This window comes from Candidatus Cardinium hertigii (assembly GCF_050864915.1).
GTDB classification, from domain to species: Bacteria; Bacteroidota; Bacteroidia; order Cytophagales; family Amoebophilaceae; genus Cardinium; species Cardinium hertigii_D.
This window is the reverse complement of the sequence record NZ_JBOZWY010000002.1, coordinates 185,256-204,446: the sequence shown is the minus strand read 5'-3', so window position 1 is coordinate 204,446 and position 19,191 is coordinate 185,256. Positions and strand designations below refer to the sequence as shown.

The window sequence follows — 19,191 nt, the reverse complement described above, 5'->3', positions numbered from 1 at the left end:
GCATTAATGGAAACGATTACTTTTAACTTTTATATTTCAATCATCAGGCTATCTCATCATATTCAATACATATAAAGCATGAAGCTACAAGATACACATACAAACGAAACAGGATGCTGTTCATCAGAAGTAGATAAAAGCCAAACAGCTTGCTGTAACGGAGGACCAAAAACCAGTCAGCCATGTTGCTGTAGTGGTGAAGAAACTATGGATCAACCATGCTGCTGTGGCCGAAAAGAGGTCGAAAATCAAATAAATTGTGGCAATCCACAAGAAACAGAATTGCATATGGGTTGCTGTCAGTCAGGTGGCAGACTAGATGATGCACATAAGCAAATATTGAATCCTGATATAAGTTCATTCGATCAACTACAATTACTACTAAAGGAAACAAATGACAAATACCTTCGCCTATATGCTGAATTTGATAATTTTAAGAAACGTGCCACTAAAGAACATATAGCCCTTACCCATAAGGCCAACGAGCAAACACTAAAAGAACTCTTACCAATTATAGATGATTTTGAGCGATGTATAATGGCCTTACAAGGTACACAAGCAGTTGTTCAACATCTTGAAGGCATCAAACTAATTTATGATAAATTATGTGGGCTTTTAAGAAAATATGGTGTACAAGAAATAGCCATAGAGCAAGGCAGTGCATTTAATGCTGACTTGCATGAAGCGATTATGCAGCAACCAGTAGATAATATGGAAATGCAAGGAAAAATTGTAACAGTAGTAGAAAAAGGATACCTAATCAATGAATATGTGTTACGTTTTGCTAAAGTTATAATTGGAGTATAGATGGAAAAAGATTATTACAATATTCTGGGTGTAGAACGCAATGCCACTGCAGAAGAGATTAAAAAGGCCTATCGAAAGATAGCCATGCAATACCATCCTGATAAAAATCCAGGAAATAAAGCAGCAGAAGAGAAATTTAAAGCTGCTACAGAAGCCTATGACGTCCTAAGTAACCCAGAGAAAAAACAGCAATATGATCAATTTGGTACAACTGGATATCAAGGAGGAAGTAGATCTTATGAAGGTGATATTTTTGAAGGTGATTTGAATGATCTATTTCAAGATTCTCCTTTTGGTAGTTTTTTTAGTAGCGGAAGAAGAACACGACAGGCCAGTAATCGTGGCGAAGATTTACGTATAAGAATCAAACTAAACCTTGAAGAAGTTGCATTAGGTACCGAAAAAAAAGTCAAAGTAAAACGTTATACAAGTTGTGAGGCATGTGGCGGTAATGGAGCAGAAAACGGACTTTCTGTAGAAAAATGTGTCTCCTGTAAAGGGCAAGGTGTGGTTCGTAAAACAACCCAAACCATGCTGGGCAATATGCTTACAGAAGCCATTTGTAACCATTGTACGGGAACAGGTAGCCGTATTAAAAAATCTTGTAGTGATTGTCAAGGAGAAGGAAGAAAATTTATAGAAGATCTTATTACCTTTAAAGTACCTAAGGGGGTAAAAAAAAATATGGAGCTAACCCTACGTGGCAAAGGCAACGCTCCACTCCGTGGCGGTACACCAGGTAGTTTGATTATCCAAATAGATGAAGAAGAAAACGATCTTTTAAAACGTAAAGGCAATAATATTTGTTATACTTTACACATTAGCTTTATAGATGTCACACTAGGTTGCGAAATGGAAGTCCCTACTATATATGGCAAAGTTCGGCTTAAAATTCCACCTGGAACATCATGTAGCGAGGTTTTTAAATTAAGAGGAAAGGGTATCACAGATATAAATGGTTATGGCAAAAAGGGAGATCAGTTGGTTTTTATCCAAGTTTGGATCCCACAAGAGCTTACAAAAGAAGAAAAAGAGATTTTACTTTCTCTTCAAGGCTCGCCTAACTTTATACCTAAACCAAATAAGAAAGAAGAAAGTTTTTTTGATCGGATTAAATCTTTTTTTCAAGGATAGAGTCAATATGCTATCGTTTAAAGTGTTCCTATGACCCAATTTGTAGTTTCTGCACGAAAATACCGTCCTACTACTTTTAAAGATGTAATCAGTCAGTCCCACATTACAACCACACTGAAGAATGCAATAGCTACCAAACAGCTTGCACACGCTTTTCTTTTTTGTGGTCCACGTGGTGTGGGAAAAACCACTTGTGCGCGTATATTGGCTAAAGCCATTAATTGCTTACAAATTACAGCAGCAGTAGAGCCTTGTAACCATTGTGCCAATTGCCTTAGCTTAAGTAGCAATCGCGCGCTGGATGTCTATGAGTTAGATGCAGCCTCTCATAACTCTGTAGAAGATATGCGTGATCTAGTGAGTCAGGTCCGCTACGTTCCTCAAGCGGGTAAATACAAGATATACATTATAGATGAGGTCCATATGCTCTCTAATGCTGCTTTTAATGCTTTGCTTAAAACACTTGAAGAACCCCCTAGTTATGCTATATTTATATTAGCTACTACAGAACGGCACAAAGTTTTAGCTACTATTTTATCTCGTTGTCAAATCTTTAATTTTAACAGAATTAAATTAGAAGATATTGTTACACAGCTTAAAACAATTGCTAGTCAAGCGTCTATTGGTTATGAAGAATCTGCACTACAGTTGATTGCGCAAAAAGCAGAAGGTGCGATGCGGGATGCACTTTCTATGTTTGATTTGATCACTGCTTCCGCAGGCATAGGCGGTACGATTACCTATACCAATACACGTGATCATCTTCAAATTCTAGATTATGACTATTATTTTAAATGTACAGAAGCTTGCTTGACAGGTAATATTTCTGCGGTCCTTTCTCTCTATGATACGGTCTTACGCAAAGGATTTAATGGGCACCATTTTATAGTAGGATTGGGCGAGCATTTACGCAACGTATTGGTTTGTAAAGACAGCGCTACGCTTCCGCTTTTAGCGGTTACTGATAATATTCGTCCACGTTATGCTGAATATGCTACTAGATGCACGATGCCTTTTTTATTGAAAGCGCTGACACGCTTAAACCAGTGTGATATAGGCTATAAATCTAGTCAACACCAAAGATTGCATGTAGAGTTGGCACTGATTGAACTAGCTACTGCCCATCTGTCTATTCCAGAAAGCACAATAGACCCATTGCCCAAATCAGATCACTCACAAGAAGCAGTTATAGCCAAATCTAGATCAGCTGATTCGGCAAGATCATCTGTAACGCGATTGCCCCAGTCAAAGCATACTTTGGACGATATGGCTGTCAGGCCAGTAACATCTACTCAACAGCCAGAGACCATAGCTATTCCTAACTTAGCAAGCCTAAAGGCTTCATTGGCTGCAAAGAAAAAATCAAATACGACCGATTTAAAAAAAAAAATAGAAAATGGATGTGATTGGAAGGAAGCAATATCGGAAGAGATAATTCAAGCTTTTCTTGCTGATTATAGGCAACAACTTAAAAATAATGGTTGTATAGCTGCTTATCATCTTATGAGCCAGCCCATCAAGATAGAAGGTTCCGTTGTAACCATTTCATTAATCAATCCAGTACAAGCAGAGCTGTTACAAAGTCTAAAAGAAGAACTTTTACCTATAATTCGCAAAAAATTGAATCATCCTACCATGAATGTTCAAGGTATTTTGGTCAATCAGATTGTTCCCGAAAAACCTTATACAGATCAAGAAAAATTAAGGTGCTTAAGTAAAAAAAACGGTGCCATAGCACTACTCCAAGAACGATTTATGTTGGAAGTAGCTTACTAATTAGTCGACCTTAAGGTTCTCTCGCGTCTGTAGTTGATTTTGTATAGGTCTCTTCTTTGTCTTAAATTTAGGTATTATAAGGCCATTAGCTTAGCGAAGTTCTCAAAAAAATTTTTCGTATTTATACTGATTAACAAATAATTATATGGTATTTCAGGGCCGACTAAATAGAAAGAGTTGCTCGTTCACACTCAACAAAGAGATAACTTGCGATTAGGATGTGCTATTACAAATTGAGACCAACTTTTGGGCTTAGCAGTAGAAGATAAACGTTGTTGGCTATGGCATAAAGCTACTGCCAGTGCATCTGAAGCATCTAAAAAAGTAGATGGAATAGATAGGTTAAGGAGGTGGCCAACCATAGCAGCCACTTGTTCCTTGGACGCATTGCCGTTTCCTGTAACCGCCTGTTTCACCTTACGTGGCGCATATTCTGTAATAGGCGTTTCACACGCTAAAGCTGCTGCGATTGCTACTCCTTGTGCCCTTCCTAGCTTAAGCATAGATTGTACATTCGATCCATAAAAAATCGATTCAATCGCTACTGCATCTGGGGTATATTTTTTGAACAATGCTACCATATGTAAATAGATATGACGCATCCGTAACATATGTCCTTTGTATTTTTTTAATTCCAAAATGCCATAGTCTATTGGTTTTATAGCGCTATCTATTGCTGATTCTTGAATAATACCAAAGCCCATAATCACACTTCCAGGATCTAGGCCTATAATAATTTTTCCACCCATAGGTTATTTATTTCAAGTATATATAAAAATTTTTAGCTTGATAACTTGATTTTGCATCGCTCTATGATGTTTTTCTAAATTTTTATAGCATAGAGCAAAACAACATTTTATGTATACAAATAACAGGATTATTTCTGATTTAGAAGTCAGTACTTGATCTTATAGACAGTAAAAACCATATACCCTATACTTGTCATTTAATTTTAGTGTGTAAGATACACTTTTAACGTCAATTCTGGATTAGATATTAAGAAATTAGATATTAAAAAAAGGGATTAAAAAAGCTCCTTTCTATTTTAGATTTGGGGATAAAAATACGAACCAAATTAGCAAAAGAGCCGCTTATAAATGTATCAAAATTAGTTGAAATATATTACGCTGTTGATGAATTTCTAATAAAATTTATGCCTTACATGGAAAAACAGTTGTTAGCTACCTCAGATAGAAAACCTACTAGAACTTGTTCAATGACTTTGAGTGAAATAATTATAGTGGCCCGAAAAAATCAGACAAAAAAATAAGAATTTTATTTCCGTATAATCTAGATATAATTAGGTGATTAACAAATGGGAAAAATAGGAAATAAAATTCCTAAAAATTTGTCTTAAAAATCAGTCCACTGCTTTTTTTAACTAAAATTTCTTAAAATCTAATCCCGAGCTCACGTTAAAACAATTAATTTATTTACATTAATTATATAAACTACTACAGATCCGTTCTTGGTTGGTTCCTAGTTGAAACGACCACTAGATGGTCTAAGCTAGACTGACTTAGTTTAGGAAAATAGGTACCCCCCTAAAAATAACTATAGTATAAATTAATAACTTATATGAAATTTATCACTTACTCAAAAAAAATTGTTTTAATCTTAGCATGGTATGGAATAATGCTTTTAAATGGAACTGCCTGTTTTAAATCAGTCGAAAAAAAATATTGGTCTGTCAATAGTAAAGCAGATCCTATTACGAAAGAAACAAATGATATCTCTGAAAAAGAGGTTCCTGCTAACAATTCCCTAGCTGATGCAATAGAAAAAGATAATTTTATCTACCCATATTCGGATCATAAAATGGTGAATCAAACTAGTGAAGAAGAAAATATTATAGATCAATGCGAAAACAGTACGTATTGTAAACTACAACCATCTAGTCTACTAGTGGAAAACGATCCCATAATAGTTCTAGATAACCCTATAGTATTTCCAGGTGACATTATAAGGACAGACTCGACTGATAAAGAGGAACAGTCTGAGCAGGTGGAAGATTCGATTAAGCAGAAGAGTCAAAAACAAACTTTACAGGACGAACAAATTGAACAAGGTTAAGACGCAGAAAGATTTAGAAAACACTCTGATTTAGAGAATAAATTATACTAACCAATTCATTATCAAAATAAAAGTAACACTCGAGAAGATACTGCAAGATAAAATCAATATTATTTTATTTTTTTAATACGTAAATCAATAAAATAAATCCTTAGTTGACGTTAAAATAAGTCCATAATGTAAGTTTATATAAAATGATACAAGATCAACCACTTAATTTAAATACTAGTTATTATTCATCTCCTATTTTCTAATAAATTATTGACAATCAATTTTAAATTCATATCGTAAAACCATCCAGTAGTAGTTTTACCTTTAGTAGCAATTGTTTTAAATACTTTGTGGGCATAAGCTCTTTTGGTATCACAACTAATTTTCATACATTCATTATAGAATCCTTTGTTAACTTGGTTTTTATTTTTATCTCGAAATTTAAAACACAAAGGAACCCTTTGACCTTTTTTACTGTCTAATCCAGCATTGACGTTGTTAATGATGGCATTGTAAAATGGATCGTCTATGACAACTAAAAAGGAACCTCATGGATCATTGCAGAGGGATTCTATCTTCATCAATTAATATGACTGTATTTCTTATGGTACTAGATTTTTACCAAAAGAAATTCGTAACCAATAAATAATAATCTATCATGCATACAAAAGATACATCCTATTTTAAATCTTGCTGTACCCTATCAGGAATAGCTATCTGTTTTTCATTAATGACTTCTTCCTGTAATCAATTAACTAGATATGGGATGGATAGCAGTAGCAGTGAACAAGATTCAGAATCAGATACAGAGCAAATAGAAATAAGTTTTGTACCTACTGCACATTTTTGGGATTCCCTTCATATTGCAGCACAACAAGGTGATATAAAAAGGGTAAACCAACTATGTTCAGATTCATATGTTGATGTCAATACAAAAAATGACTTTGACAACACGCCACTTCATATTGCAGCAGAAAAAGGCCATATAGAAATAGTCAGAAAACTACTATCAGTTGATAATATTATAGTAAATCAGCAAAATATTTTTAATAAAACACCTCTTGATTTAGCATTAGAAAACAATCATGAAGAGGTGGCTGTACTATTACGATCAACTAGTGCGGTTAGTAGCTAAGAAAAACAATAGATAAAAACATATCAGATCATACAGCTAATCAGTCAGTAAACACTGCTCGTAACTTCAATAGCTACCATGATGGGAAAAAATCAATTATAGTATAGACGCAATAGAATCAATGTTATTCCAACCCCAAAAGCTTTTTCTATTAGATGGTATGTCGCTCATCTATAGAGCGCATTTTGCCCTTGGAAAGGCAGAAACTACTACCGCACAGGGGATTAAAACAGGAGCGATACTTGGCTTTGTGAATACCTTAGTAAAGGTACTACAAGAAGAAAAACCTACCCACCTCATCGTTGTCTTTGACGGAAAAGAAAAAACCTTTCGACATGAGCTATTTCCTGCCTATAAATCCCACCGGCCAGCTCAACCAGAAGCGATCTCTATAGCCATTCCATACATCAAAGCTATTCTAGAAGGGTTTGGTATTTTATCCATAACGGGTAATGGGTATGAGGCAGATGACTTACTGGGTACATTAGCCAAAAAGGCAGCGACAATGGGATATACGACCTACATCATGTCTACAGACAAAGACTTAGCTCAGATGGTACAATATAATATTTACCTCTATAAACCGAGTAGCCATGGCCAAAAGTCAACTATACTTGGTGAAAAAGAAATCTTAGTGCAATGGGAAATTAGTAGACCTGAACAAGTAAAAGATATTCTAGCATTAGAAGGAGATCCTTCTGATTTTATTCCAGGCATTCCTTCTATTGGCAAAAAAACTGCTCGAAAGCTTATAAAAGAATTTGATAATCTAGAAAATATATTGGCACATAGCCATGCGCTAACGGGTAAGTTAAAAGCAAACCTTATCCAATATGCAGCGCAAGGTATGCTTTCCAAACAACTGGCTACGATTCGAACAGATGTGCCGATCACGCTAGATTTAGAAAAATGCCATTACCAGATGCCCAACAAGGACAAATTGGAATCTCTATTTACTTTACTGGAATTTAAGCAACTTAAGGAGCGGTTATTTGGTAGACCAAACCCACAAAAAGAAGGCGACCAAATAGTTGGTTTATTTGATTCTATCGACTGAACTACGCACAGCTAACAAGATGATTAGTATCCTGGTCTAGATGGGCAAGAGAACCATATTCAGTTAATCAATATGAATCGTATAAGGAAGGATGGCTTGTACGCCATAGGGTTTAGATAGCAGTTGGTAATGATTGAGTATAGGATATTCTTGCACTAAGGAATGGAGTACCTCCATTTTGAGGTTACCAGTAGTATAGTTTAGCAACTGCTTTAATTTTGTTTTAGGACGAGGTAAATAACAAACACTATACTGGTCGCTTAACTGGGCCAAAGCAGCGGCTTTAGCAATAGCTGCTTTCAGTCCGCCGAGCGCATCGACCAACCCATTACTTTGAGCCATTGCACCAGTATATACCCTACCACCTGCTAATTTTTCCACAGAGGCTATATCCAGGCCACGTCCATTGGCAACTTTACGTAAAAAATCATCATAACCTTGTTGTAACACTTTATATATAAATTTAGACTCTTGCTCAGAACAACTTAGCCTAGGCTCTAAAAAATCTGCAGAAGGAGCAGTCTTTACCACATCACGGTAGATACCTATTTTATGCATCAATGCAGTGGAATCAAATAGCATACCAAAAATACCAATCGAACCTGTAATGGTAGTAGGTTGTGCAAAAATATAATTACATGGAGCAGCAATATAATACCCCCCAGAAGCAGCTACGTTAGACATAGAAGCCACAACTGGCTTAACAGATTTAAGTTCCTCTATTGCCTTCCATATAATATCTGAAGCCGCCACACTCCCCCCTGGTGAATGAATGCGCAATACTACAGCTTTTATATTGCTATCTTCTCGAATGGCCTTTATCGTTTTAATAAAATCACGGGCACCAATATATCCCGTACCACTGGATCCATTCACAATTTCCCCTTCAGCCATTACAACAGCAACTTGATTGTCCGAATTGGATGCGCTTTCTGAAGTAGTATAATGGATATAGCTGACAAAAGAAGGAGATTTTAGTTTTTCTTTTAACAATCTTTTAGCATCTGTTGCATAGCCTACCTTGGTAATTAAATTGGCCCGAAGGGCATCATTGGGCAATACTGCTGAAAGGTTATTGGCATGCGCTTTTAGTGCTGAAACCGCTATACTTCTAGCACTACCTATTTTAGTTAAAAAGTGATCATACATAGATGCAAGGTATGCTTTTGTTTGATTTTTACTTTCTTCACTCATTTTGGTCAAACAAAAGGGCTCTACCGCATCCTTACAGGCTCCAATGCGAAATATTATAGGCTTTATAGAAATATGCTCAAAAAGTTTTGTATAGAAATCAATGGTTGCAGACAAGCCTTTGAATGTCAACAAACCACTAGGATTTAGAATGATTTCGTCCGCCACAGAAGCTAAATAATAGGACTTTTGCGTATAATCATCCCCATATGCGATGATGGTTTTACCCTGCGCTTTAAAAGCCAACAAAGCTTCTCTTATTTCTTCTAAAGCAGCCCAGCCGGCATATAGATAAGATAAATCTAAATAAATAGCGGAAATACGATTATCTTTGGCTGCTTTATGAATGGCCTTTGTAACTACTTTAAAATTGACCACTCCTTTATTAGATTCAAATAATCCATTCGGCATCTTTTCAACCACTCGACCCGCTATATTGAATGATAGCACTGAGTTATTTGCTACTTCCTTGATATCCGTAGCAGTTAATTTTGAAAGGACAAAAAGAACTACATAAAATAAAGATAATAAAGAGATGAAACATCCTATAGCAATGGTCAATACCTGTTTAATAAAAGATTTTATGCGCATTTTGATTTATAAAAAAGTCTATTACGTAATGGCTGGAGCGCACAAAACGAGCAAAGAAATGTATTGTATACTTTTATGGTGTAGATCACGGTTTGTAATTTAGCGCGCTAGGGTGGGCCTGCGTGGACTTGAACCACGGACCTCTACATTATCAGTGTAGTGCTCTAACCAACTGAGCTACAGACCCTAAAATCTATGACTTTTTTACAGAAACTATTTGCAATCCAAGGAATAAAAAACAGATGTAATTAGACTTAAAGCTACTATAGGGTTCCCATAAATTATTTGAACTGGATAACAAAAGCACTAAGCAATCCTAATTGTACCGAATAAAGACTTTAATGCTAAAAATTAGTTAAGTGGACCAACACAGCTAAATTACGTATATATTCTGTATATACCCAATAAATAGCTATAATAAATAGTTATTTTAAGCTACTTTGTACTATTGGTGAGCGGAAGCAATCTTTTTATGCATAGGAAATACTAGTTTTAAGCGTAGATTTGTAGAAGGTCGCCAACCACCCGTACATTTCCAGCCCAGCCAACAATGGGTACAAAGATCAAATTCAAGGAGCTAAAAATATATTCATCCTATTTATGTTACAAATTGGCAACTATGTATTAAGTGATTTTCCGCTTTTACTGGCACCCATGGAAGACGTTAGCGATCCTCCTTTTCGTGCCATATGCAAGGCACATGGCGCAGATCTGATGTATACGGAATTTATTTCCTCCGAAGGACTGATTAGAGATGCTGCTAAAAGTATAAAAAAATTGGAAATATATGAAGCAGAACGTCCTATTGGGATACAAATTTTTGGAGATGCTATAGAAGTGATGCGGACAGCTGCTGCTATTGTAGAAAGGGCCCAACCCACTTTATTAGACATCAACTATGGTTGTCCTGTTAAGCAGGTAGCATGTAAAGGAGCAGGCGCTGGTATTCTTTTAGATCTTCCCAAGATGCAGGCAATGGCTGCAGAAATCGTTAAACAAGTCTCCATTCCTGTGACGGTCAAAACGCGATTAGGATGGGACCATTCATCGATTAAAATTTTAGAAGTAGTCCAACGCCTTCAAGATGTTGGTGTACAGGCTGTAACCATTCATGGAAGGACCCGACAACAAATGTACAAAGGATCAGCAGACTGGAGCTATATTGGAGCAGTAAAAGCAGATCCGAGCATTCATATTCCGATTTTTGGCAACGGGGATATTGACAGTCCTACTAAAGCGGTTGCTTATAAAGATAAATATGGGGTAGATGGTATTATGATTGGGCGTGCCAGCATTGGCTATCCTTGGATTTTTAGAGAAATCAAACATTATCATGCAACAGGTAAGCTCCTTCCTCCTCCTACCCTAGTAGAGCGGGTTGAAACTGTAAAAAAACATTTGACCCATGCGATAGAGTGGAAGGGAGAACGAACGGGTATATTAGAAATGAGGCGCCACTATGCGAATTATTTTCGAGGTGTGACTGGGATAAAACCGTATCGGTCTAGCTTGGTAACTGCTAATGATGCGAAGGCTATAGCTGACCTGTTAGATGAAATGACGCAAAAAGGATCTGATGGGGATTAGTTTCTACCGGTGCTGCCATGCCCTCCTAATCCCCTATTGGTTTGGTCTAGCATCGCTACTACTGTCCAACAAATGGATTCATATTTAGTGACCACTAGCTGCGCAATTCTATCCCCATCTTGTACTACAAAGGGTTCATCACCGCAATTGATAAGCAGTATTTTTATTTCCCCCCTATAGTCTTCATCAATTGTTCCCGGGCTATTTAAGACTGTAATGCCATGGTGCAATGCCAAGCCGCTACGTGGCCTTATTTGGGCTTCATAGCCTTGTGGTAAGGCAATAGAAATACCGCTAGGAATCAGCATCCTTTGCCTAGGAGCCAATCTAATAGGAAGATGGATAAAAGCACGCAAATCCATTCCGCTAGCCCCTAATGTAGCATAAGCAGGTAATGGATGGTGTGAGTGGTTAACAATTTGAACTTCCATACAATGCCATTTATTTAGAATTTTACTTTTTACAACAACTTTACAAAATGAGACCGTTGCTATAGAAGGACAAAAATGTGTAATACATTTATTTAAAAAACTGATTATCAATTTTTTAAATAAGTATAACAGTACTTACTTTTGTCTTTTTAGTGCTTCTTTTAGAACATTAACGCATGCTTCATAACCATCTTTTTTGGCTACATCAAGGGCAGTATTACCATCATTATTTTTTGCATTGATATCAATTCCTTTGGTTTCCAGTAACGCTTTAATTACCTCTACCTGATTACCATGGCCTACTGCAGTAATAAGAGGTGTCCTACCATCATTATCTTTTGTATTGATATCAATTCCTTTAGCTTTCAGTAACACTTTAATTACCTTTACGAAATTGTGACCTAGTGCATAATGGAGCGGGGTAGAGCCATTTTCATCTTTTGCATTAACTTCAATACCTGAAACTTTTACCAATTGGGTTACCACTTCTGTATGGCCACATACTGCTGCAATATGGAGCGGGGTACAGCCCTTTTTACCTCTTGCATTGACTTGAATATCTGTAGCTTTTAGTAATTTTATAACCTCTGATAGATGACCTTTTTGCGCTGCATGATGTAGTTTGGTAAAACCAATATCATTTTGTTCAGATTTTGCATTTTGGGGGAGTGTAGTACGAGATGCTTCTTTTTTAGAAAGTGTATCACCAACATCGGTATTTTCAACCACTACATTAGTTGGTTTTTTTTTAGGTTCTGTATGTTTAAGAACGGATTCATTATTTTTATTGGAATCAAGAACAGTGTTGCTTGTATGATTACTAGGACATTTTGCAGCTACAGATGACAATAATACAATTGAATAATATATTTTTTTCATATCTCTAAAATAATTTATATTTCTTGAAATTTTATATGGAACAATACGGAGTCAAAAGATAAAGGTATAAAAACATTTGGGTAATTGATGTGCGTTAAACTTTTAATAAAATTTAATCTAGGTTTTTATTCTAAAAATTTAAAAATCTATTGCAATGCTCTCATAATACATTTTATAACTATTTTACAATAGATTCAAAGTGACTTGCAAAGGTAAGTAGCTTGGCTTCTTCAAAATAATTACCAATCAGTTGGATACCAATGGGCAAATCTTTTTGATCTACTCCATTTGGTAAAGAAATAGCTGGTAGCCCAGCTACTGATGCCAATACAGTATAAAGATCGCTCCAATACATGGATAATGGATTACTGACAAAGCTATTTACCTTAAAAGCAGTAGTTGTAGTGGTAGGCAGTATGATAAAATCATAATGATTCAAGATGTTTTGCATGGCTTTTTTAATCATGTTACGGACTTTTAGTGCTTTAATGTAGTGTGTTTCACATTGAGATGCACTCAGCACAAATGATCCGAGCATAATCCGTTTTTTCACTTCCTTAGCAAAACCCTCTGTTCTGCTCTTGATATAGACCTCTTCCAATGTTGTAGCATGGCTACTTCGGTAGCCGTAACGAATACCATCAAAACGAGCAAGATTAGTGCTTGCTTCTGCATTGACCAATATATAGTAAGTTGGTAGGGCATATTTGAGTAATTCAAAATGGACATTGTCTACTTGATGTCCCTCTTTTTTTAACAGCTCTAGCCCATGTAATGTATGGTCTTTTATTTCTGGCTGTAAACCTCCATGGCTAAGTGTTTCTGCTAAACAGGCTACTTTATAACGGGCTGAATGACGCAATACACTAGTATAACAGGGCACCTCCCTAGCCGATGCAGTGCTATCAAATGCATCAGGTCCAGCTATTACTTCCAGCACAGTTGCACAGTCTTCTACTGTATGGGCCAAAATGCCAGCTGTATCAAAGGAAGAAGCATAAGCGACTAGACCATGCCTAGAAATTCTACCATAAGAAGGTTTCAGCCCTACAAGGCCACAAAATGCAGCCGGTTGTCTAACCGACCCACCTGTATCCGTTCCAATCGAAACATGACACATTTTTGCCTTTACGGCTGCTGCAGATCCACCTGAAGAACCACCGGCAACTCTTGTTTTATCTAAAGGATTGAGTACGGTACCAAAATAACCATTCTCTGAAGAAGAGCCCATGCCAAATTCATCACAATTTTGATGCCCAATAATCAATGCATCAGCTGCTAAGAGCCGCTCCGTAAGGGTTGCATGAAATGGAGAAATATAATTGGTTAAAATTTTACTACCAGCTTGTAATGGATGATCTTTGTAAGCAATCATATCTTTTAATCCCACCACCATCCCTGCCAAAGGACCTCCTTGATTTTGTGCTATTTTTTGATTGACTAAAACAGCCTTTTCTATTATCTCCTGATCGTAAACATGTACAAAGGCATTTAAGTTTTTTTGTCTTTCAATATGTTGCAAGAGCTGATCAACTACTTCGATAGGCGTAATTTTTTTTGATGCGAATAGCAACCGAAGTAGGCTAAAAGAATAGGCAAAATGGAGCATAAAAACAAGATTATAAAAAATAAAAATTAAGATTTTTGAAAATGAATCTGCTCTTTAAGACCTTTGCAGTCAGTGAGTGCTATTTCTACTGAACCTACTGCTAGATTAACTTTTAATTTTAAAGGAACTTTGTTGGCATCATCTGAAATATATGCTTCTACTGGGCGCTCTCCAGAAAATATACTATCCTCAACAGGCACCAACGGCGCAAAAACCAACGCGGATGTTTTGCCCAATTTGGTTTCAATCTTTTTTCTTCCAAGAAATAGAATCCCAACATCTTTATAGATCTGCTGGTCATACAAGACAGTGACCATAAGCTTATCACCGGGCTTTAGTTTTGTGGAATCAATAGAACGCAATGCATAATAACCACTGATTAAGTCTTTAATGTTTTGAACACTAGAGAGGGGATGATAGGTAACTTCAGGTTCCATATTATGACTACCTTCAGCCACTTCTACCCTAGCTTGATTGGATGCGTAATCAAAATCAATTTGCTCTTGCCTTACATAGCCATTTTCTTGAAGATGGGTGACACATCTATGTGGACGCAGTAGATTGGACACATCAGCTTCTAAATAACTTTCCCATGTATCCAACACTTTAAAACCTAAAACAGCTAATGCATTACTAGAGACACCTTTTACTTGAACTTTATAGCAAAGGTGCTCATTTAACTTATGCAACTGCTCATCTACATACATGGTAGCAGTACCCGCATGGATAAAGCTGTAACAAACTTGATACTCTAACCGTTCCCCTAGGAGAAAAGGAGGTTCAACTGTGCCAGCAGCTTTAGCATGTATACCACTTAAAAAAGTACTCGTTAGGCAACAGACAAAAAACTTCCTTACATATCTTATTATCACCATACCCATCAAAATATTAGCTTAATTAGAAAAATAATTAGTCGGTTAAATTTATAATTTTACAATAAAAAAAACAGTTAACCAAATAAAATAGGCAACAGGTTAGCAGGGAATCAAGCTATTTGTAAAAATAAAAAGCTAGAGCAATAGGAAAAAAAGAGATAAAAAACTATCTTGGCGAAGTACTCAATGGGGCTATACTATAAGTTAATTATAGTCAATTCTTTCAAACAGCCACAATATATTTTAAAAAAATGAATTTAAGAAAATATCCTAGTCATACGTTTGCACTGCTTCTTTTCTGTGGATCTACCTGCAACAATCAATACATCAGTCAAGAAGAAGAGGGTTACTATACGCAAAACGATTTTCAGTTAAGTAGAATAGAATCATTCGAAAAAACAATTTTTACACTAGAATCACCTGATGAGATTAGTGATTTTAGAAAAAAGTTAGCAGATAGGACGAAGAAATGGTGCACAACTGATACAGAAAAAACCCCAGATGAGCTTTGGAACAATTTTTTTAAGGAAGAAATAGAAGAAAAAATAATAAAAAATCTGCAACAAAAGCACGATACTACCCTTCTGGAAAGCTACTATGATCGCTTCGGGAAGTTGTTCAAAGCGCCTACAAAAGAAAATGAAAAAGAGTTGATCAGCGCAATGAAAAAGCTACAAGCGAATACTACGCTAATGCAAGCATTTAAAATTTATATAGCAGAAGAATATAATAACCCGGAAAACATTAATCTTACTAAGGCCATACTAGCATACCAAGAGTGTCTATATTTTATACAGAATAAGCCAGAGAAGAATTATATGCTGCATAATAAGCTAAAAAGGCTTCAATATTATTTGCTAAAATGGGAAAAAGATGGGCATAAAACTGGTCAACAACTATGGGAATCGATTCAGAAAGAAACAAAGACAAATAAATTACTAAATGAGGTTAAGTCATATACGTATCAAAAAAACAAAGAAGCCATTGCAAAGAGCTTAGAGCTGCTTGATGAATTGACAAAAGATCTGTATAGTTTAAGTTATAAAGATTTACTAGAAACATTACCGCATGGCATCAAAAAATTAAATGGTATTTTATACCAACTAGAATTAAAAAAAACAGATGACATCAAATTACTAACCAGCTATCTTAAATATATAGGAAATTTTTACAGCAATATATATAATCTATACTAACAGATTTAACTATAGTCTGTTATTGGTATATTTTGCGCCTTACAAGCGTTTCATGCTATGCCAGTAGGTGAAATTTCAATTTATACAAATATTTCATTGCCATCTGCTTTATTCTTTAGCCACGCGCTTTTAAAACAGTATAAAGCTACCGACCAGCCATGGATAAAATTTATGATTTATTAAAAAAACATTGGGGCTATTCTTGCTTTAGACCTTTTCAAGAAGCAATCATTAATGGTATTTTAGATGGCAAAGACCTATTGGTTTTTTTACCTACTGGAAGTGGAAAATCGCTTTGTTTTCAATTACCAGCCTTGCGGAAAACAGGCTTAACCTTAGTAGTTACGCCACTTATTGCGCTTATGAAAGATCAAGTAACACAACTTGCGCAAAAAGGTATTCACGCAGAAGCTATTTTTTCAGGCATGTCTAGTTTGGAAATAGAACGAAGACTAGATAATTGTGTATATGGTACGGTTAAATTATTGTATGTATCCCCAGAACGCTTGCAGACTGACCTTTTTAAACTGCGTGCGGCTACTATGGCTATTACTACCTTAGTGGTAGATGAGGCCCACTGTATTTCACAATGGGGATATGACTTTAGACCCTCTTATCTAGAAATTGCGCACTTTAAACAAACGATTCCAAAGGCCAATATAGTAGCCTTTACAGCTACTGCCACTAAAACAGTTAAACAGGATATTCAAGATTGTTTGCAACTAAACCATCCACTCCTTTTTGCTCAAACTTTTCATAGGCCCAATCTAGTCTACTGGGTACGCAAAACAGATCAAAAAGAAACACAACTGCTCAAGGCATTACAACAGAGTACTGGAGTAGCTATTATTTATGTAAATACACGAAAAAAAGCAGAAACCATCGCCACTTTTTTGCAAAAAAATGGTATTACCAGTGCATTTTACCATGCTGGTTTAACGACGGCTGATCGAGCTACAAAACAAGCTTTATGGAGTGAAAATAAAGTACGAACCATGGTTGCTACAGCTGCTTTTGGTATGGGGATTGATAAAGCAGACGTTTCATTAGTAATGCATTTAGATCTACCTACTTCCTTAGAAGCCTATTGCCAAGAAGCAGGAAGAGCAGGTCGAAATAATGCTACAGCCTACGCTATTCTTTGGTATGATGAACAAGATATTGCACATTTAAAAAAAAAGTGGAAGGAAAGTTACCCTACTATTGATCAAGTTAGAAAAGTTTACCAACATCTGGTTAATTACTATAAAATCGCAGTAGGCTCTCATGCTTTCGTTACCTATGATTTTGACTTAGAGAACTTTAAGCAAACAACTGGTCTATATGCAAAAGAAGCCTACTATGGCATCAAAACATTAGAGGCAGAAGGTTTTATACAGCTTAACGAAGCCTATTACCAACCTTCTAGGGTCTATTTTCTGCTATCTAGGGAAGCATTGTATGCGTTTCAACTCCATCATCCGGCTTATGATTTATGCATCAAAGCGCTTTTAAGGCTCTATGGTGGTACACTTTTTACACCATATTGTAAAATTATTGAAAAAAAAATAGCCCAGTTGATCCAACTTACGGAATACAAAGTAGCCGACCAATTACATGCCCTGCATCGACTCAAAGTTCTAGAATATCTTCCACAAAAAGCTAGTCCACAAATTACTTTCTTAACAGCACGTTATCTTGCTGCTGAATTGCCATTGCCTATTCATAAAATTGAGCAAAAAAATAAAATAGCCTATCAACAAATAGAAGCTGTTATACAATATGTTACCAACGATCGATGCTGCCGCCTGGCTACATTATTAGATTATTTTGATGAAACGGAAACGACTTGTAACCAATGCGATATTTGTAAAAAAAAGAGAACCGAAGCTATAAACCATACAGTGATGCTAGAAGGCCGCCATTACGTTATAGATGCCATTAGAAATGGTAAACAGGACCTTAAAAAGATAATAGAAGCAGTTGATTATAATAAAGAAAAAGAACTCTTACATATTATAAGAGCAATGCTAGATGCAAAAGAAATATATTATCAAAAGCCTGGCCAACTACAAATTAATGAAGGTTCAAAGCCTTTACATGGATAAGCTTTATAGTGGACCGAAAAAACTGGACAGAAAATGAGATAATTTGTTTCCTATTTTAGTAGTTTTATTGTTTCACAATCGAGTTTATCAAATGGGAAGAAAAAAGGTCAGAAAGTTTGGTTCAGTAGAGAAGACTAAAATAGTCTTAGATTTATTAAAAGAAGAATTGACGTTATATAGTGTCGTCATAAGAAATTAGCCCATATCTTTAGCAATAGCATCCCAACCGCCTTGTTGACCTGGAAGTAGAGGGGATAAAATAGACCAGACTTTGTCTGAAATATTGTGGCGATGAATCCATTTATACATCTACTTATATAATTAATGTTGTTATTTAAAATATCATATCAAGTACAAAATCAATATACAAAATATTTCATGACGACACTATCTAAGTCTCTTCAAACAGAGGATATAAATGACTATTTTACATATATTGATTATCCTGTTGAAGTGCAGAGAATATTTATACGACCAATAGCGTCGGAGAATCCGAATAGGCAAATAAGACGAGTTACCAAGACAAAAGTGACCTTTGATAAAGCTGAAAACTTATTGGATTTAACTTTTATGATAACAAAATATTTTGAGGCAAACAATTGGCAAAAGTTCCCAGTACATGCTTTTAATGCTTGGCAAAAAAACACATCTAATATGACGTTCCCATTATGATTTATTTTCTTAGATTTGATCCTTATTTTGCAAGGTTTTGATACAAATCAACTCAAAAACTGGTTATTTCATAATATAAATTTATGAATTTTTATACTGA

15 protein-coding genes, 1 tRNA gene and 2 pseudogenes are annotated in these 19,191 nt (G+C 35.8%); 10 read left to right on the top strand and 8 right to left on the bottom strand.

All coding sequences use genetic code 11. The features are described 5' to 3' along the window. Positions 1–78 precede the first annotated feature (78 nt). The 3 genes from ACRRVD_RS02100 to dnaX are packed head-to-tail and all read left to right on the top strand — an operon-like array spanning position 79 to position 3,717. Entirely contained in the window at positions 79–807 is a 729-nt protein-coding gene (locus ACRRVD_RS02100; RefSeq protein WP_432461514.1) for a nucleotide exchange factor GrpE, read from the top strand. Then, positions 808–1,941 (top strand): molecular chaperone DnaJ, encoded by a 1,134-nt coding sequence (gene dnaJ / locus ACRRVD_RS02095; protein WP_432461513.1) that lies wholly within the window; start codon positions 808–810, stop codon positions 1,939–1,941. A gap of 30 nt (positions 1,942–1,971) precedes the next feature. Next, complete coding sequence (gene dnaX / locus ACRRVD_RS02090; protein ID WP_432461512.1) at positions 1,972–3,717, top strand: DNA polymerase III subunit gamma/tau; 1,746 nt, start codon at positions 1,972–1,974, stop codon at positions 3,715–3,717. A 191-nt stretch (positions 3,718–3,908) separates the two neighbouring features. Here the strand turns inward: dnaX and ruvC are convergent, their stop codons facing one another. Next, positions 3,909–4,466, bottom strand: coding sequence for a crossover junction endodeoxyribonuclease RuvC (ruvC, locus tag ACRRVD_RS02085; RefSeq protein ID WP_432461511.1), 558 nt, complete (start codon positions 4,464–4,466; stop codon positions 3,909–3,911). 344 nt (positions 4,467–4,810) lie between these two features. On the opposite strand from ruvC, the pseudogene ACRRVD_RS02080 reads away from it, so the two are divergent. Next, positions 4,811–4,960, top strand: a pseudogene (locus ACRRVD_RS02080) (IS982 family transposase); the annotation flags it as partial. A 335-nt stretch (positions 4,961–5,295) separates the two neighbouring features. Next, positions 5,296–5,790, top strand: coding sequence for a hypothetical protein (locus ACRRVD_RS02075; protein WP_432461510.1), 495 nt, complete (start codon positions 5,296–5,298; stop codon positions 5,788–5,790). Positions 5,791–6,038: 248 nt separating this feature from the next. On the opposite strand, the pseudogene ACRRVD_RS02070 reads toward ACRRVD_RS02075, so the two are convergent. Beyond that, a pseudogene (locus tag ACRRVD_RS02070) lies at positions 6,039–6,158 on the bottom strand (transposase); the annotation flags it as partial. A gap of 281 nt (positions 6,159–6,439) precedes the next feature. Between ACRRVD_RS02070 and ACRRVD_RS02065 the strand changes: the two are divergent. Then, the gene (locus ACRRVD_RS02065) at positions 6,440–6,916 is read left to right on the top strand and encodes an ankyrin repeat domain-containing protein (protein ID WP_432461509.1); all 477 of its coding nucleotides are present in this window, start codon (positions 6,440–6,442) and stop codon (positions 6,914–6,916) included. A 121-nt stretch (positions 6,917–7,037) separates the two neighbouring features. Beyond that, complete coding sequence (locus ACRRVD_RS02060; RefSeq protein WP_432461508.1) at positions 7,038–7,973, top strand: 5'-3' exonuclease; 936 nt, start codon at positions 7,038–7,040, stop codon at positions 7,971–7,973. 63 nt (positions 7,974–8,036) lie between these two features. On the opposite strand, the gene sppA is transcribed toward ACRRVD_RS02060, so the two are convergent. Both sppA and ACRRVD_RS02050 read right to left on the bottom strand, forming a co-directional pair. Continuing rightward, positions 8,037–9,755 carry a signal peptide peptidase SppA gene (sppA, locus tag ACRRVD_RS02055; protein WP_432461507.1) on the bottom strand — a complete coding sequence of 573 codons (1,719 nt, stop codon included), beginning with the start codon at positions 9,753–9,755 and terminating at the stop codon, positions 8,037–8,039. Between the two features lie 113 nt (positions 9,756–9,868). Continuing rightward, a tRNA-Ile gene (locus ACRRVD_RS02050) sits at positions 9,869–9,942 on the bottom strand. 413 nt (positions 9,943–10,355) lie between these two features. Here ACRRVD_RS02050 and dusB point away from each other — a divergent pair. Continuing rightward, complete coding sequence (gene dusB / locus ACRRVD_RS02045; protein WP_432461506.1) at positions 10,356–11,342, top strand: tRNA dihydrouridine synthase DusB; 987 nt, start codon at positions 10,356–10,358, stop codon at positions 11,340–11,342. Here dusB and dut read toward each other — a convergent pair. From dut to ACRRVD_RS02025, 4 genes are all read right to left on the bottom strand, one after another. Continuing rightward, a complete protein-coding gene (gene dut, locus ACRRVD_RS02040; protein ID WP_432461505.1) occupies positions 11,339–11,773 on the bottom strand; it encodes a dUTP diphosphatase in 435 nt (144 codons plus the stop codon). The two genes, dusB and dut, sit on opposite strands and share 4 nt — an antisense overlap. 135 nt (positions 11,774–11,908) lie before the next feature. Beyond that, complete coding sequence (locus ACRRVD_RS02035) at positions 11,909–12,652, bottom strand: ankyrin repeat domain-containing protein (protein WP_432461504.1); 744 nt, start codon at positions 12,650–12,652, stop codon at positions 11,909–11,911. A 178-nt stretch (positions 12,653–12,830) separates the two neighbouring features. Continuing rightward, entirely contained in the window at positions 12,831–14,261 is a 1,431-nt protein-coding gene (gene gatA, locus ACRRVD_RS02030) for an Asp-tRNA(Asn)/Glu-tRNA(Gln) amidotransferase subunit GatA (protein WP_432461503.1), read from the bottom strand. A 26-nt stretch (positions 14,262–14,287) separates the two neighbouring features. Then, positions 14,288–15,142 (bottom strand): DUF3108 domain-containing protein, encoded by an 855-nt coding sequence (locus tag ACRRVD_RS02025; RefSeq protein WP_432461502.1) that lies wholly within the window; start codon positions 15,140–15,142, stop codon positions 14,288–14,290. Positions 15,143–15,387: 245 nt separating this feature from the next. Here ACRRVD_RS02025 and ACRRVD_RS02020 point away from each other — a divergent pair, with 245 nt between their 5' ends. Further along, a complete protein-coding gene (locus tag ACRRVD_RS02020) occupies positions 15,388–16,332 on the top strand; it encodes a hypothetical protein (RefSeq protein WP_432461501.1) in 945 nt (314 codons plus the stop codon). A gap of 158 nt (positions 16,333–16,490) precedes the next feature. Then, positions 16,491–18,419: a RecQ family ATP-dependent DNA helicase gene (locus ACRRVD_RS02015; RefSeq protein ID WP_432461500.1), complete on the top strand. Its 1,929-nt coding sequence runs from the start codon at positions 16,491–16,493 to the stop codon at positions 18,417–18,419. Positions 18,420–19,191: the final 772 nt, after the last annotated feature.